The 16642-nt window shown below is 37.2% G+C and carries 14 protein-coding genes and 1 pseudogene; 5 read left to right on the top strand and 10 right to left on the bottom strand.

All coding sequences use genetic code 11. The features are described 5' to 3' along the window. Positions 1–6: 6 nt before the first annotated feature. Positions 7–314: pseudogene (locus RM539_RS13845) on the top strand (transposase); the annotation flags it as partial. Positions 315–445: 131 nt separating this feature from the next. Here the strand turns inward: RM539_RS13845 and istB are convergent. Together istB and istA are read right to left on the bottom strand one after the other, a co-directional pair. Beyond that, positions 446–1171 carry an IS21-like element helper ATPase IstB gene (gene istB, locus RM539_RS13840; RefSeq protein WP_311504005.1) on the bottom strand — a complete coding sequence of 242 codons (726 nt, stop codon included), beginning with the start codon at positions 1169–1171 and terminating at the stop codon, positions 446–448. A 20-nt stretch (positions 1172–1191) separates the two neighbouring features. Next, the gene (gene istA, locus RM539_RS13835) at positions 1192–2775 is read right to left on the bottom strand and encodes an IS21 family transposase (protein WP_311504004.1); all 1584 of its coding nucleotides are present in this window, start codon (positions 2773–2775) and stop codon (positions 1192–1194) included. Between the two features lie 242 nt (positions 2776–3017). Here istA and RM539_RS13830 point away from each other — a divergent pair, with 242 nt between their 5' ends. Further along, entirely contained in the window at positions 3018–3230 is a 213-nt protein-coding gene (locus RM539_RS13830) for an integrase core domain-containing protein (protein ID WP_432264631.1), read from the top strand. A gap of 278 nt (positions 3231–3508) precedes the next feature. On the opposite strand, the gene RM539_RS13825 is transcribed toward RM539_RS13830, so the two are convergent. From RM539_RS13825 to RM539_RS13790, 8 genes are all read right to left on the bottom strand, one after another. Further along, a complete protein-coding gene (locus RM539_RS13825) occupies positions 3509–4429 on the bottom strand; it encodes a helix-turn-helix domain-containing protein (protein WP_311504008.1) in 921 nt (306 codons plus the stop codon). A gap of 19 nt (positions 4430–4448) precedes the next feature. Continuing rightward, positions 4449–5339: an NAD(P)H-binding protein gene (locus RM539_RS13820; RefSeq protein WP_311504003.1), complete on the bottom strand. Its 891-nt coding sequence runs from the start codon at positions 5337–5339 to the stop codon at positions 4449–4451. A 179-nt stretch (positions 5340–5518) separates the two neighbouring features. Further along, the gene (locus RM539_RS13815; RefSeq protein WP_311504002.1) at positions 5519–6007 is read right to left on the bottom strand and encodes a hypothetical protein; all 489 of its coding nucleotides are present in this window, start codon (positions 6005–6007) and stop codon (positions 5519–5521) included. Next, a complete protein-coding gene (locus RM539_RS13810; RefSeq protein WP_311504001.1) occupies positions 6007–6228 on the bottom strand; it encodes an EamA family transporter in 222 nt (73 codons plus the stop codon). Before RM539_RS13810 ends, RM539_RS13815 begins: the two co-directional genes overlap by 1 nt. A 74-nt stretch (positions 6229–6302) precedes the next feature. Further along, positions 6303–7217 carry a helix-turn-helix domain-containing protein gene (locus RM539_RS13805; protein WP_311504000.1) on the bottom strand — a complete coding sequence of 305 codons (915 nt, stop codon included), beginning with the start codon at positions 7215–7217 and terminating at the stop codon, positions 6303–6305. A gap of 16 nt (positions 7218–7233) precedes the next feature. Beyond that, the gene (locus RM539_RS13800; protein WP_311503999.1) at positions 7234–7482 is read right to left on the bottom strand and encodes an Atu4866 domain-containing protein; all 249 of its coding nucleotides are present in this window, start codon (positions 7480–7482) and stop codon (positions 7234–7236) included. Between the two features lie 11 nt (positions 7483–7493). Then, positions 7494–8339, bottom strand: coding sequence for an SDR family oxidoreductase (locus RM539_RS13795; RefSeq protein WP_311503998.1), 846 nt, complete (start codon positions 8337–8339; stop codon positions 7494–7496). Positions 8340–8517: 178 nt separating this feature from the next. Continuing rightward, complete coding sequence (locus tag RM539_RS13790) at positions 8518–8766, bottom strand: helix-turn-helix domain-containing protein (protein WP_432264632.1); 249 nt, start codon at positions 8764–8766, stop codon at positions 8518–8520. Between the two features lie 974 nt (positions 8767–9740). Here RM539_RS13790 and RM539_RS13785 point away from each other — a divergent pair. Genes RM539_RS13785 through RM539_RS13775 form a run of 3 tightly spaced genes read left to right on the top strand, consistent with a single transcriptional unit; the run spans position 9741 to position 16401 of the window. After that, positions 9741–13010, top strand: a complete 3270-nt coding sequence (locus tag RM539_RS13785; RefSeq protein WP_311503997.1) for a SusC/RagA family TonB-linked outer membrane protein — start codon at positions 9741–9743, stop codon at positions 13008–13010. A gap of 12 nt (positions 13011–13022) precedes the next feature. Next, positions 13023–14816, top strand: a complete 1794-nt coding sequence (locus RM539_RS13780; protein ID WP_311503996.1) for a RagB/SusD family nutrient uptake outer membrane protein — start codon at positions 13023–13025, stop codon at positions 14814–14816. A 28-nt stretch (positions 14817–14844) separates the two neighbouring features. Then, positions 14845–16401, top strand: a complete 1557-nt coding sequence (locus RM539_RS13775) for a DUF5123 domain-containing protein (RefSeq protein ID WP_311503995.1) — start codon at positions 14845–14847, stop codon at positions 16399–16401. Positions 16402–16642: the final 241 nt, after the last annotated feature.

Below are 16642 nucleotides of genomic sequence, written 5' to 3'. Positions count from 1 at the left end.
TAGGCTTGGGTGTCGGATATCACTTACATCAGAACCAAGAGAGGATGGCTTTATTTAACGGTAATCATCGATATTTATGCTAGTCCCTCAGTAGCGATTTGAGTGCCGTAAATACATGCATAGCCGCCTGGAGGATGGCTATCAAGAACAGGCCACTATCGGGTAAACTTATATTTCACTCGGACAGAGGTATTCAATATGCCTGCAATGCCTTTAGAAATCTATTGAACAGTTATGAGGGAGTTCAACAAAGTATGAGCAGGAAAGGGAACTGCTGGGATAATTCCGTGGCAGAAAGCTTCTTTAAAACCATAAATGGATATTCCGAGGAAAGTTTACCACCATTCCGCTCTAAAGTTTACCAGTAAATTCCTGGCGTAAGTTTACCAGTTTTACCTTACTTTTTTCCACCGCGGGAACGGTTATAAAAATCAATTATACAACATTATTTTCTTTTACGTAAAGATTGTCCTTGCAATTCTAATTTATGTGCAGCTGCTGACAGTCTGTCTAGTATTGCCTCAGCGACGGTTGGTTGATCCAGGAACGCATAAAAATGTTCAAAGGGTAATTGAGAGGTGATGATCACCGAGCCATCGCCATAACGATCTTCCAAGAGGTCTAATAAGGTTAATTTTGCATCCCCTGATAAGGGTTTGAGACCAAAATCATCCAGGATGATCAGCTTTTTTGCCGCTAACTGCTTGATAAGTTTTAAATAGGTGCCATCAATTCTGGATTGCGCCAGGGTTTCTAAAAATTTATTCATAGATAAGTAAAGGGTTTTATATCCCATAAGACAGGCGGAGCGTCCCAGGGCACAGGCCAGGAAGGATTTACCGGTTCCAGTTTGACCGTGAATCAGTATATTTTGTCCTTTCTCCAGGTAGTGTCCTTCCGCTAATTGTAATAGGGTTTCTTTTGTAAGTCCTCGTTCCGGGCTACAAATAACCTCTTCCAGGTTGGCGCGATAGCGAAGCTTTCCGGCCTTAAGCAATCTTTGGGTCTGCTTGTCACTTCTATACTCTTGCTCTGCCTGGCACATCAGGGCCACAATGGTGTGAGCATCCTCCTGCTGATGGGTAGGCAGGCTTAGCAAGGTTTCATACCGCTTGGCCATTCCGGTAAGCCTTAGGCCGTGTAATTGTTGTAAGGTTGTTTCAGTGTTCATTTTTCAAGGTTTATTAATTATTAATGTTCCATTTTGTTTGTAAAGGCCTCTGGTCCCCGAAGATTGTTGTGATGGGAGGGTATGGGGGATTCCTCTGGTGGACTTTCCTCTAACTGATCCATCTTGTTTTCTAATATGGTGGCTATCACTTTGTAGTTATAGCGGTTCCCGGTAAGTGCTCTTTTACAGGCTGTCTCCACACGGGGCCCTCCATACTCTTTGATCAGTCGCATAATCCCAAGGAAGGGGCCATAGGCCTGATGTACGGAGATCTTACTTTTCATAAGCTTCTCAAAGAATTCTTTGGTATGAGGATCATTATCCGCAGCTTGTTTTAAATAATAATCCGGAGTCCATCCTCGTTGTACAGCCATCCTTCGATGATGTTCGGGCATATGTTCTAAAAGCGTGGTTATTCCATGTTTTTTATAATTCCGCTGATGAACGGCAATGCGCTCGAGCTGATAATAAATTTCAACAGCTTCCGTATCGTAAATAATATTTACTTCCTTACCCACGTAGTGGTAAGGAACGCTATAGAAGTGCCAGTCTTCTCCCATCACCACGTGATAGTTTTTTTGAACCTTAGCTCTAGTGAGATGATTGAACTGGTAAGGATGCTCAGGAAGGTTTTGCAATAGCGGAAGTTCCTGGCTGGTGAAGAGTTCCCTTCGGCTAAAGGATTTCTTCTGGAAATTCATATCATGATGGACTTCCAAAGCTTTTCTTATTCCTTGATTTAGCTCCCGGATACTATAGAAGGTTTCGTTCCGGATTGCAGCATATATCCGGCGGTAGACGATTTTCACCTGGTTCTCTACAGATGGCTTATCTTTGGGGGCCTTTACTCTAGTGTTTAATAGTCCGATATGGTTGTGCAGGGCCCATTGCTCCAGTGCCTGAGGAAAGGTAGGTTCATACCTGCAGCTGCGCACCACCCATTGTTTCATATTGTCGGATTTAGCATTGAGTGGCACCCCGCCAAAATAGTTTAAGATGTCATTTAGGGCCGGAATTACCTGTGCAAGTGAAGCATCGGGTAATGCTTTTGCAAAACCAAAACCACTAAAAGGAAGGACCCTTATAAGTACCGGGCAGGCTATAATCTCCCCAGTAGAAGTGGCCACATAGCTTAATTTAGCACCTGCAAAATCAATTTCCAGAAGCTCTCCAGGATGATGTTTAAAGAGCATTGTAGGGCTCTTTAAATTGATCTGGATATCCAACAATTCACAAAAGCGAGAGTAACTAAAGCCTTCTGGATATTCCTTTAAATACTCTTGCCAGAGCAGTAGTCTGGTGACTCCGACACGCCTTAATTCGGCGATAAAATAATCCGATTGCTCCAAAAAATAAAGTTTACGAACATCCGGGGGCTGATCCGGTCCTTTCTTTTTGGTTTTTACCAATTCATAAAGTTCCGCATCTTTAAGTTTTAAAAGTGTATCATAATCAAATCCACTGGTCTCAAAGATGCCCCGGTAGGAATGAATAGTGGGCCGGGAGACACCAGTCTGCTCTGCAATACTGCGCTCTGATACATCTCGTTTTAGGAATAATAGTATTTGTCTAACTTTCTGCATACCAAGGGTTTTATTGGCCATGATTTTAAGGAGTTGGTTATGCAACCTAATGTACTCCAGTATCATGGATTTGCTCCCTTGGTGGTAAACTTTGCTTCGGAATTTTTGGTAAACATTGTGCCGGAATGTCAGCTTAAAAAAGCACAGTTCCATTTTCAAAAACCCTAATCAATCAGAAAAATTGTAAATTTCTGCCCTGATTATTCTGGTAAACTATACTCAGGAATCAGTGGTAAACATTGCTTCGGAATCGGTGGTAAACTTTGGCTCGGAACAGTGGTAAACTTTGGCTCGGAATATCCACCATAAAGGTAGAACTCATATATAGAACCCGATATGAGCGAAAAGAACAGGCCGCTCTAGCGGTGTTTGAATGGATAGAAACATTGTATAACAGAAACAGAAGACATTCAGCTCTGGGTAACAGAACTATATTAGAATTTGAAGAATTATCTCAATTCAAAAATGTAGCTTAACTTTTTGTCCCGTTTTTTGTTGCAAGTCCATCTTATTCGTGGTAGTATCCCTGAACTGTTAAATCGGTTGCTTTTAAGGAAATGATAGATAGAGTTAAAATTAGTTCCCAGTTAGTTATTTTTCCTTAATAATTAGATATAACCCAATTAATAGAATAAGAGCTCTGGGCCAAAATAATACATTGGGGATTTCATTTAAAAACAAAATACCTAGAAAGGCTGCGAATAGAGGGGTGAGTAATCTTAGCGAGGTAACCGTGTTGGCAGCTGGGCTTATTTTAGTTAAACGAGTGCCTGAATTCCAAAGGCGATAAATTGGTCTTTGTCTTGAAAAGTTTGCTGAATGATTGCGAATGTTCAAAGCCTAATTCGTAGGCAACTTCGCTAATTGAAAGGTCTGTTGTAGATAGTCTTTCTTTCGCTTTTTCTATCAATTTGTTGTGAATGTGTTGCTGCGTATTTTGTCCCGTTTGCACCCTAAGTAGACTACCTAAGTAACTTTGAGATACATTCAATTCCTCGGAAACATATAGAACAGATGGTAAGCCTTTAATTATCAAATCATCACTGTTAAAGTAATCTGTCAATAGCTTTTCCAGACGTTCTAGAATTTGATGATTGGTCTTTTCCCTTGTGACGAATTGGCGATTGTAAAACCGTTCCGAATAACTGAGCAAATTTTCAATATGCGTACTGATAATTTGTTTGCTGAATTTATCGACGCTTGTTCGATACTCTTTTTTAATGTTTTGAACAATACTGTTGATAGTTAATTCTTCGTTAGGTGAGAGGAACAATGCCTCGTTTATGGCATAATCAAAAAAATCATATTGCTTGATAGTTTTTGCCAATGCTGTACCCCAAATGAACTCAGGATGAATAAGTAATAGCCATCCTGAGTTCACTGGTTTATGGTTTTTATCAACCTCCACACGAAATACTTGGTTTGGTGACATAAAAAACAGTGAACCTTCATCAAAATCGCATTGCTGATGGCCATATTTAAACTTGGTGTGAGATGATTTTTTCAAAGAAATAGCATAAAAATCAAGCACCCAGCTCATTGAATTATTTTCATTGGAATGCTTAATTGAAGCGTAATCTATGACACTGATTAAAGGATGCTCGGAAGCTGGCAGGCCTCTGAATCTATGAAACTCACTAATTGTTTTAATTCTATATGGTTTTTTGTTTGGCATACCGTGATAAAGATACTTATTATTGGTTGTATATGGCTGTAAACTCTTTGGCAAAATCAGAGAATTTCACTTTGCCGAATGTGGGTTTGTGGTTATTGAAATCTTCGTAAATACTTCCTGTTCGTTGTGCTGCTTGCATAGCCACGTAGTCTTCAGCAATCTGCTTATTCATTCCAATGTTTAGTAAACTATCCAAATACTGTTCATCAGTTACAGTTACCCATTTTAAATCGGGTTGTTCAATTGCCTTACCTAATGTTTCTGCAATTTCAATAGCCGAAACTTCATCGCTAGCCACATAACGGATTTTTCTCTGATTAAATGGAAGTCCGAATTCTTCCGCAATCACATCAGCAATGTCATAAGGCGAAACCCAAGGTTCTTTCTCGTGATTACCAAAATTAGAAACGATAATACCTTGGGATTTAATAGTTGGTATTTGCCCTAACAAATTCACATAGAACCCGACCGGTCGAATAAATTTAATGACTATATCTTCTGAAAGTTGGTTCATTATCCTTTCTGCTAAATGATGGAATTTCAGGATGCCGACACCTTCAGAAGTATGAGCGCCAATGCTACTCAGATGAATCACTTTTTTTATTGCGGATGCTTCAATCGCATCTTTGTAATTGTGTGCAATCTGGCTGATATATTGTATATAATCAAAATCTGGATTGAAGAAGCCAAACGTTTCCATACAATACACTGCATCAGCACCTTTAAATGTTTTTGTTAGAAAAGCTACATCTTCCATAGTACCTATGGCTGCTTTTGCTCCTAAACTTTCAATTTCTTTTTGTTTTTCGGGACTGCTACTGATAACTGTTACCGAATGTCCTTTTGCAATTAATTCTTCTGCAAGAGGTCTGCTGATGTTGCCCAATGAGCCTGTTACTACAATTTTCATTTTCTGTCTTTTTTGTTTATACAAAGTTGCGGTGTTATTAAGCAACAGGTGTAGCCAAAACGATTGTTGTTGTAGTCAAAATGAAATGTTTGTAAACAGCTAAAATATTTGGGTAATGCGTGGTCTTGGTTCGCCTTGCTGCTAACAGTTATTGAAGCTAAAACTGATGAAGCATAAGCCTAACAAAGGGTTGGTAAAAGAGTGGCAAAAATTCCTAAAGCCAAGATAAAATATATAGCATTAAAATCCAGCAGATGCTCCATATAAAACATTTCACCGGATATACCGATTATAAAAAGACTTACTAGGCTACCTATTAAAAATGTGAAGAACGTAGCTACTTGCGAGGAAAGCTTTTTAACTGAAGATATTGTGTTGTAAAAAATGGAATATACCGCCATTGCTGCTCCAGCAATCAAGGCCATTAAATCACCGACAAGATGTAAACTATTTGCTGAATCCGGATTAGAACAAGTTCCTGATATCACCACTAAAATAACTCCGATCATTCCCAGCAATACTCCCCAAACCTGCTTGGACGTAATTAATAATCCTTTCAATCTTTTATAGAACAGTGCAAACAATGGGGTTGTATTTGTTAGAATAACGACATCTGCAACTGGAGCGATTTGATAAGCAGTTGCTACCAATACAAAATTACTGCCCATTAAAAGGCGTAAAAACCAAGCTTACTTGGATATCCATATTTTTTTTGAAAAGCCTGGACGGCGAAAACCAAAAATAAAACAATAAATAACAGCCCACTCAAACAACGTCCAGCTACGATTTCCAGGGAGGAGAAACCATTTAGAAATCTAACATATATACCTGTGGTTGACCAAGCTACGGCAGAAAATAATGCGGCTAAAAAACCTGTTTTATTGGTCATCCGAGAATTTTTTTAACACAGCATATTTAAGCTGATTTATTATCAGTTTAATAACTTTATTTCAACAGGATTTTTCAATTAAAAGACTGTCTAAATGCAATAGGTGAACTATTCGTTTTATTCTTAAATAATTTACTGAATGAGGCGGGATGTTCAAAGCCTAATTCAAAAGCAATTTCACTTACACTTAGTTCTGTGGTCGATAATTTTTCTTTAGCTTTTTCAATAAGTTTATTCTGAATGTGTTGCTGCGTACTTTGTCCGCTAATTATTTTTAAAATACTGCTTAAGTAATTAGGAGATAGATTTAAATCATTTGCAATTTGGCTTACCGTGGGAATTCCGTTAGCTAAAATCTCCGAGTTGTTGAAATAGTAATTTAAACGTTCTTCCAATCTTGTGAGGATTTGGTGATTTGTAATTTTCCTTGTTATAAATTGTCTTTCGTAATAACGTTCAGCATAATTCAGTAATAATTCAATCTGTGAAATGATGATATTCTGACTAAATTTATCAATATTCGATTGATATTCTTTTTGAATGTTTTTAAACAGCGCTACTAAATTATTTTCTTCTTTTTCTGATAAAAATAGAGCCTCATTAACGGCATAACCGAAGAAGTCATACTTTTTAATAAGGGTAGCCAAGGGTGTATTCCATAAAAAATCTGGGTGGATCAATAATAACCACCCAGATGCATTTACTTTCACATCTTGATTTATTTGTATGTTCAGGGTTTGTTGGGGTGCAACAAAAGACAAAACACCTTCGTCAAAATCATAGTTTTGCTGCCCATAATTGAACTTTTCGCTTACATTTCGTTTTAAACCAATAGAATAAAAATCTTGTATCCATTTAATTTCATCAGTATCTGATGGATAATTTACGTGGCTATAATCTACCAGACTAATTAAGGGGTGCTCTGGCTTGGCTAAATTACTATAGCTATGAAATTCACTAAGAGATTTAAATCGAAGTATGGTTTTCATTTTTTAAAAGTAAGAATTAATTTTCTTTGTATAATACCATTCCTGCGTGATACAGGATTCCATTTCTGAATTCCCCATCAGCTGTGAAACCTGTATCATCTTTATAATCAATATGATTTCCTAAAACTTTATAACCTCCCTGATAAGCACTTTTTCTATTGCCTCGTGCTTCATCATATCGGTTATTAGGCAATAATTCGTGACGGATATTTCCATCCTCTGTTACCCACATTCCAATATATTCCTTTGATTCTATTATCGTCATTTCCCCTAAATTTAATTGTTAAATCCTGTAGATGTTCCCAAAATCTCGTTCTCTTTCATCGCTTTTTGGATGGTTTCAATTTTAAGATTTGCATAATGATATGCATCCTCTCCCATAAAGAAATGTAAAGGTGGATTTTCTTGTTCACTTAATGAAATAAATACGTGCGCTGCCTTTTCTGGGTCATTGGGTTGATTCCCGTTGATTTCATTTAAATGAACTTGTTCCATTTCACGAGCAGCTTTGTAATCTTCAATTTCATATGCTGGAGTTTGAACAGAACCTTCTGATAAAAAATTGGTTCTAAAATATCCAGGATAAACTAAAGTGGTATGAACTCCAAAGGATTTCATTTCTTCTGCCAATGCTTCTGTAAAACCGGCAACAGCAAACTTTGTAGAGCAGTATATACCAAAACCGGCAAAATTTCCTGTATAACCACCAATCGAAGAAATATTAAAAATATGCCCAAATTGTTGCTTGCGTAAATATGGAGCAGCATTCCTAATAACATTAAGAGAACCAAATACATTCACTTTAAAGTTATTTTCTACTTCGTATGCAGAAAGTTCTTCTAAAGTTCCAATTTGACTGTAACCAGCATTATTGACTACCACATCAATTTTACCAAAATGAGCATTAGTAGTCTCAATAGCTTTTTTCACGTTTTCATTATTGGTCAAATCCATCTCCAAGGCTAGGAAATTTTCATTTTCTTCTCCCATTTCTTGAATCAGGGATTGTTTATTTCTTGAAGTAGCAGCTACACTAAAACCCTGAGCGAGTAATTTTTTAGTTAGGGTTAACCCTAATCCTTTCGAAGCTCCTGTTATAAACCATACTTTTTTTGTATTCATTGTTCTTAAATTTAAAATTATGATACAAAATTGGTGTAACAAGAAGTTTATCACTTTTCTAAATCTATGGAAAACTTAGTCAAATCTATGAATAGATAATTTTAGGTTATATATAAGTGTATTTTCAGGGTTCTAAACCAATTCTAGCTCACTAATATTGCAGATATATCAGGATTTTTCATTTAAAAGATTTTCTAAATTCTAAAGGTGATATATTGGTTTTATCTTTAAAAAGTCTACTAAAAGATTCAGGTCGTTCAAAGCCTAATTCATATGCAATTTCGTTTACCGTTAATAAAGATCCGGAAAGTTTTTCTTTGGCTTTTTCGATAAGCTTTTCGTGAATGTGCACTTGGGTACTCTTGCCGGTAATTTGTTTTAGTAAATTGCTTAAATAATTGGGGGAGAGATGTAGCTCATTTGCAATATATTCTACACTTGGTAATCCATTTTCTAATGATAATCCTTGATTGAAATAATCTGATAGTAAGGTTTCTGTTTTTGTTAGAATGCTATTATTTATTTTATCGCGGGTAATAAATTGCCTTTTGTAAAAGCGTTCAGCATATTTTAATAGTAATTCTACTTGGGCCAGAATAATACTTTTTTCACTCTTATTATATTATGAGTAGGATATGAAAACTTATAATAAATTCTTTTAAGAATTAGTAAAAGAGGTAATACGGGATACATGGGGACATAAATTTGCCTATTACGAATAAAATATTCATTGTCAGCTACTTTAAATTCCATTAGTGATTACGCAGCTAATATATATCCGCCAAAAGCTTTAAATCCTCTATTAATCGGTTCGAATTTTGTACCATAGGGGTCACTTTCACTGGTTAAAGCTAAAGCTCAGTAAAATTCATTTTACTGAGCTTTTGTAGTATTATACGTTTCTCTGTCTGTATAATTCGGTCACTTCACTCTGAATTTGAATTCATATCTCCTTACATTTAGTTATTTGTTATGCCACATCCAAAGGTAGAAGGACTTAGGAGCATTTACTATTTGCACTTCAAATAATAATGCTATCGATTACATTTAACGTTGTGTTTTGTTAGAAAATCCTTAATGAAGAATTTCCTAATTGCGTAATTCATGATTTATAACCTAACATTTCATCATATAGATATTCATCGTTCATATATAATTATAAATTTTTAATTTATAGATAGAAAAATTTTGTAATTCATAATTAATAAATATATTTACGTAATCGATTACATTCTTAAAAAATTAAATATCAGGATTGGTTTCGGCTGTTGATTGGTATTACAATGGAAAACCTGTTTGAACTATTTAACATTTCGATATCGTTTTCGATTATGGTTGTACTGGCTAAATTAATTTTACTAAACTCAATATGTTTAATCACATTTTTTAAATGAAGTATTTATGAAGAAAGATTTACACAACAGATTATTTTCTTTCCGAAGAAATTTATTTTCCGTGGGAAAGCCTGAAGGTATTCCTTTATGTCTTTTGCTATTGTTCGTTATCATATTTGCAGGTAATTCACTCTACGCTCAGACTACAGACATAAGCGGAACGGTGACTGCTGAGGATAGTGGGGGACCGCTTCCCGGAGTTACGGTTCTCGAGCAGGGGACTTCAAATGGAACGGTTACCGATTTTGATGGTAACTACAGCATTAATGTGTCTGGTCCAGATGCTACGTTGGTGTTTAGCTATGTTGGTTTTCAGACTCTTGAAGTTAATGTTAATGAAAGAGGTACTATTGATGTTTCACTTCAAATAGATCAAAACTCATTGGATGAAGTTGTCGTGGTAGGATATGGAACTACTAAAAAGTCAGATTTAACGGGTTCGGTGGTTTCTATTTCGGGAGATGAATTAACGGAGCAGGCTAAATCCAGTGTGGCTGAAACATTAACGGGAAGGCTTGCGGGTGTGCAGGTAACTTCTACAGAAGGGTCGCCTGATGCTGAAATAAACGTTCGGATTAGAGGGAATGGCTCACTTACACAGGATAGCTCACCATTGATAATTGTAGATGGTTTTCCTGTGAACAGCATGAGCGATATAAGCCCAACCGATATTGCCAGCATATCTGTACTTAAAGATGCTTCCTCTACCGCTATTTATGGTTCCAGAGGAGCAAACGGGGTAATTATAATTACGACAAAGGATGGAGTGAGTGGTAAAGTAACCGTAAATGCTAATTCCTTCTTCGGATTTCAAAAAATTGCAAATACCATAGATGTGCTTTCTCCGGAAGATTTTGTAAAGTGGCAATATGAATATGCTTTACTCAGCGATCCGGAAAATTTAGATTCATATGAAAGATATTTCGGTCTGTGGCAGGATTACGATCAGTACGATGGAGTGGAAGGTAATAATTGGCAAAAGCAGATTTATGGAAATATGGGTGAAGTACGAAGCCATGATTTTGCAATTCGGGGTGGTTCAGAAAAAATGAACTTCAACTTTAATTATGCTCATTATGATGTAAATACCATTATGGTGGGTTCCGGTTATAAGAGAGACAACCTGTCCCTTGCTTTAAAAAGCCAGGCAGGTGAAAAGGTAGATTTATCTTTTACCATCAGATATTCAGATACAGAAGTTGACGGTGGTGGTGCCAATGAGCAAAATGAAATATCTTCTTCCGATTCCCGATTAAAATACAGTGTTCAATATTCTCCAATTCCAATTTCTGGTCTTACCACTACAAATACAGATACAGAAGGAGCCGTAGCAAGTTACTTAATAAATCCTTTTGTAGCTACTGCGGATAACCAAAGACAGCAATTAAGAAAGAATTTTAATATGCTGGGAAGTTTTGGTTGGGATATTATAGAAAACCTTAGGTTTCAATCTGACTTTGGATTGGACACCCGCTACGATCAGGATTATCGTTTCTATGGACGTTCCACTTATTATTCAAGCAACAGGCCTTCTGCCGAAAATCAGGGATTGCCATCTCTTGTTTACAGGGACCGCAAGCGTGAAAGCTTTAGGAATGCTAATACTATTAATTTTGATTTTAATACATACCTTAATGATGATCATAATCTAAAATTACTTTTAGGTGAAGAGATGATTGTTACTCAAAACAATGAAGAAACTACAGAAATTCAAGGTTTTCCGAGGGATTTTGATTTTGAAACTACAAGAAAATTAACTACTCAGGGTACTCCGCAGAGCGTGGATAATTTCTATAGCCCGGATGATAAGCTGTTATCTTTCTTTGGCCGTGTTAATTATGAATTTCAGAATAAATATTTAGTAACGGCTACTTATCGGGCTGATGGTTCCAGCAAGTTTCTTGGAGATAATCGTTGGGGATATTTTCCCTCGGCAGCGGTAGCATGGAAGCTAAAAGAAGAAAATTTTCTAAGGGATACAGACTGGCTTTCTGCTTTAAAGTTAAGATTAAGCTATGGGGAAGCGGGTAACAATAATATTCCACCAGGGCAAACTGTACAAAGCTTTCAATCTAATACAACAACTTATTTAAATGAAATTCCATCCTATTGGTCTGCCTCAAGAGTTTTGGCTAATCCTGATCTTAAATGGGAGACTACCGTTACTCAAAATATTGGTCTTGATTTTGATTTGTTCAATGGAATTTTAAGTGGTAGTGTTGAAGCATATAAAAACATTACGACAGATCTGTTGCTTGCCTTCCGGACTCCTGGCTCTGGATATGAATTTCAATATAGAAACTTAGGGGAGATCCAAAATACTGGTGTAGAGGGTTCTTTAAATATTAGAGCCATCACCAAAGCAGATTATGGTCTAAATTTCTCTTTTAATTTATCAGCGAATAGGAACAAGATTAATTCCTTGGGGTCGCTAGAAAATTATCAGGAATATTCAGGCTGGGCCTCCTCCCAAATAGGCAGCGATTACGCTGTTTGGGTGGACCAGCCAGTAGGAGCGATGTATGGTTATAGAAATGATGGGCGGTATGAAGTATCCGATTTTGACTATGACGCCACATCAAATACTTATACATTAAAATCAGGAGTTGTAGATAATAGTGATATTGTAGGTGAAGTAATGCCAGGATCTTTAAAATTGAAAGATATCAATGACGATGGGATAGTGGATATTAATGATAACTCTCTTATTGGGGATGCTAATCCAGATTTTACAGGTGGTTTTGTACTTAATGCATATGCTTATGGATTCGACTTTTCGGCAGCCTTTAATTACAGCGTGGGTAATGATGTTTATAATGCGAATAAGGTTCAGTACACTACAGCCAACGAAAATAGTCAGTATAGAAATTTAAGTACTATAATGGAAGATGGGAGAAGATGGACTAATCTAAATCCTGAAACTGGACAGCTAATTACAGATCCTGACGCACTTGCGGCAGCTAACGAGAATACAACCATGTGGTCACCATACATGCGAAATTATGTATTTAGTGACTGGGCAGTAGAAGATGGATCATTCCTTAGGTTGAATACAATTACATTGGGTTATACGCTGCCTGATTCCCTAATGTCTAAAGCCGGTATTTCCAAGCTAAGATTTTATGCGACAGCAAACAATGTATTTATCCTAACTAATTATTCTGGCCTTGATCCTGAAGTTTCTACCAGGAGGAGTACCCCGCTTACTCCGGGAGTAGATTACTCTCCTTTTCCAAGAAGTAGACAAGTAGTATTCGGCCTAAACCTTAATTTTTAAAATTAAATGAAAATGAAAAACTTAATAAAAATCTGTTCGATATTTCTTATAACAACCCTAACAGTGTCTTGCGAGGAAGATTTTTTAGAAGAAGATTTTTTGGAAGCACCGGCAAAATCAACGCTGGATGAATCTACTATTTTTTCAACAGTTGGTCTGGCCAGAGGAGCCGTCGATGGTATTTTGGAACCGGTTGGTCAAACGAATTCATACAGGGGGCGTTTTATCCCGTACTACGGATTTAATACCGATGTGGAATATAATTATAGTGCAGGGGATGAAGGTTCCGATGCTGACCTGGTTTATTATGATGCAAAGCCTGGTAATTCCCGTATGAATACTGATAATAATGCGTGGGCGCTAATGTATCAGGGTATTGAGCGTGCAAATATTGTAATTCGTGGATTACGTAATTATGGAAATCCTGAACCGGAAAGTGAATTTGGTCAGCTTTTGGGTGCGGCACTTACCTACAGGGCAATTTATTATGCCGATCTTATGAAGGCCTGGGGAGATGTTCCGGCACGGTTTGAGCCTATTACTACAGAAACTCTTTATCTGCCCAAAACAAGTAGGGACAGTATATACAAAAGACTCATCAGTGATCTGGGTGAGGCCTCAACTTTGGTAGCATGGCCAAATGAAACTGCTTCAACCTCAACTGTAGAGCGTATCAATAAAGCTTTTGTAAAAGGTTTAAGAGCAAGACTTGCCATGGTGGCAGGTGGTTACCAACAATATCCTGATGGCGTAAGGAGAAGTAATGATCCTGATCTTTCGGTTCAGGAAATGTATCAATTAGCATTGGATGAATGCCAGGAAATTATAAGTAGTGGCACAGCTTCTCTCGAACCTTCTTTTGAAGGATTATGGAGAAAATATAACGAGGAAGATATAACTGCCGGTGGTGAATCTCTATGGGAAATTCCATTTGCAGATGGCCGTGGCCGCGTGCTATTCTCATTTGCAGTACGTCACCGTAGTGCAGATCAATTTACCGCTCAGCCCAGGGGTGGAACTGCGGGTCCCACACCTACAGTTTTTTATGATTATGATGAAGAGGATACCCGAAGAGACGTTACTGCTGTGCCTTATGAATGGGGTACTGCAATAGACGGTATCGCACAACAGGAGCTTGTGGGAATTGACACCTGGTATTTTGGTAAATACAGGTATGAATGGATGGATCGTTATGTCACCTCAACAAATGATGATGGTGTAAATCTAATATACATGAGGTACGCAGAAATCCTGCTTACTGCTGCAGAAGCGGCTAATGAATTGGAAGGACCTGCAGCGGCTGCACCCTATCTTAAGGAAATCCGTAGAAGAGCTTTCCCCGAAGATCTGTATGCAGAAAAAGTAGATGCTTATGTTAATGCTCTATCTTCCAGGGAGCAGATGTTTGATGCTATTGTAGAGGAATATAAGTACGAATATACCGGAGAAATGGATCGAAAAATGGACCTTATAAGATGGAATCTTCTGAGTGAAAAACTAGATGAAGAAAAGGAAAAACTGAGCAATCTGGAAAATAGAACAGGAGATTACGCCAATGTACCTACCACACTTTATTATAAATATGAAGAAGATGGATATACTCTGGATATTTATGGTTTGGAAAGAGGAGAAACTTCAAACCCCGGTCCTGAATGGTCAGCATTTAACTGGGATCAGCCGCTGGAGGAAATAATCAATACACTTTATAGACCTGGTGTTGATCCGGACAATAAGCAGTTTTGGCCAATATGGCAAGTCTTCATTGATGCCAGTAATGGTCAACTGGTAAATGATTACGGTTATTAGAACCTAAAACAGAATTAATTTATAAGTTATGAAACTAAGATATATCTTTAAAAGTTTACTGATAGCTATTCTACTTGCGGCTACCGTTACAGGTTGCGACTATGATAAGGAAATTATCGAAGAGCTTCCGGTAGAGAGAGAATTTGCCCCCGTAAACCTGTCAGCCTTTGTACGAAATCAGGTAAATGTAGAACTTAACTGGACGGTTAATGAAAATGTTAATAGTTATATTGTTGAGTTTGCAAACGACTCATTAAGATTCGACAATATTGTAAAGTCGATCGAAGTTAGTCCAGATGAATTACCTGTTCTGGTTCCTTTGGAAAGTGAATCCTTATATTCTATACGAGTTAAAGCTATTAGTGAAAGAGGAAATGATGATTCTTCTTGGGCAACTACTACAGCTCGAACTTTAACAGAACAGCTTTTTATTGAAGGCGAACCCGATGATGTCAAAGCTAAAGAGGCCATTTTTAGATGGGTTCCTAATAGCGAAGTCACTGAGATAAGCTTAAGCCCTGGTAATATTACTCACACGATAACCCAGGAAGAAAAAGCAGATGGTATGGCTACAGTTACAGGTCTTACCAGCGAAACGGAATACACCGCAACTTTACTCAATGGTAGCGAGATTAGGGGTGTTAGAACCTTTACAACCGGAATCGATATAGGTACGGGAATATTAGTAACCGTAGATGATGATTTATTACAAATGATTGCCGATGCCAGCGCAGGCGATGTACTGGTTCTTGAACCCGGAGATTATACAGGGCAGACGGGAACTATAACTCTGGACAAATCTATTACTATTAGAGGTTTGAGGAGTTTTGACAAACCTATGCTCAAGCTTTCGTTTGAACTTGTTGCCGGTGCCGAGGATGTGGAATTTATTGATCTGGATATACAAGGTGAAGGCATAGGATCCTCCAGTCTAAACACCTTCCTTGAATATACAGGGGCAGGCAATTATAATTCCTTGTTAATTAGTGAATGTAATATTCATAATTATTCAAGAGCATTTGTTGCAGGAAGTACAACCGATGCGATTTTACAGAACTTAACTGTGGAAAATTCCATTATACATGATTTCTTCACTGATGGAGGTGATTTTATAGATTTTAGAGCCTCTGATGTACTTAATGTAAATCTTCTAACAAGTACTTTTTACAATTGTGCTCCAGCTCGTGACTTCATAAGAATGGATGCCAGCGGAACATCAAATGATACCGGTGTAACTGCTAATATCCTTATAGATAGCTGTACTTTATATGCCGTTTCTGATAATGATAGTAGCAGGATATTATATATTCGGTTTGTATCCAATGATGTAACAGTTAGAAATACACTAATTGTAAATACAGAATCTGAAGGTTATGCGGACAGAGAGGGCATAGATGAATCTCCAACTTTTAGTAATAATAATTATTTTAATGCGCCAGGATTCCTGGATACGTCTCAGTACATTTATGACGATAGTAATTATTTTAATTTAGATCCAGGTTTTGTAGATCCATCTACAGGAGACTTTACTGTTACTAATCAAACATTAATTGATAATAACGTGGGTGATCCTCGTTGGAGATAATATGATTTTAAACTTTAAATAGATAATAAAGGGGTATGCGTTTTAATGACACATGCCCCTTTATTTTTTTAAACAAGCGAAAACGATTTCGATTATACACGATCTCAAATACGGCAATTATTGAGATACTTAAGGGTAAACGCTGAAGGAATGGTAGATAGTTATAGTTGAAGAAGCCTATCCTGGTTTCATATAAATTGAAAGTTTACATAGAAGATAAGTAATCTTCATATTAATGCAT

This window comes from Autumnicola musiva, from assembly GCF_031846585.1.
GTDB lineage: Bacteria > Bacteroidota > Bacteroidia > Flavobacteriales > Flavobacteriaceae > Autumnicola > Autumnicola musiva.
This window is presented reverse-complemented; position numbering and strand designations above follow the sequence as displayed.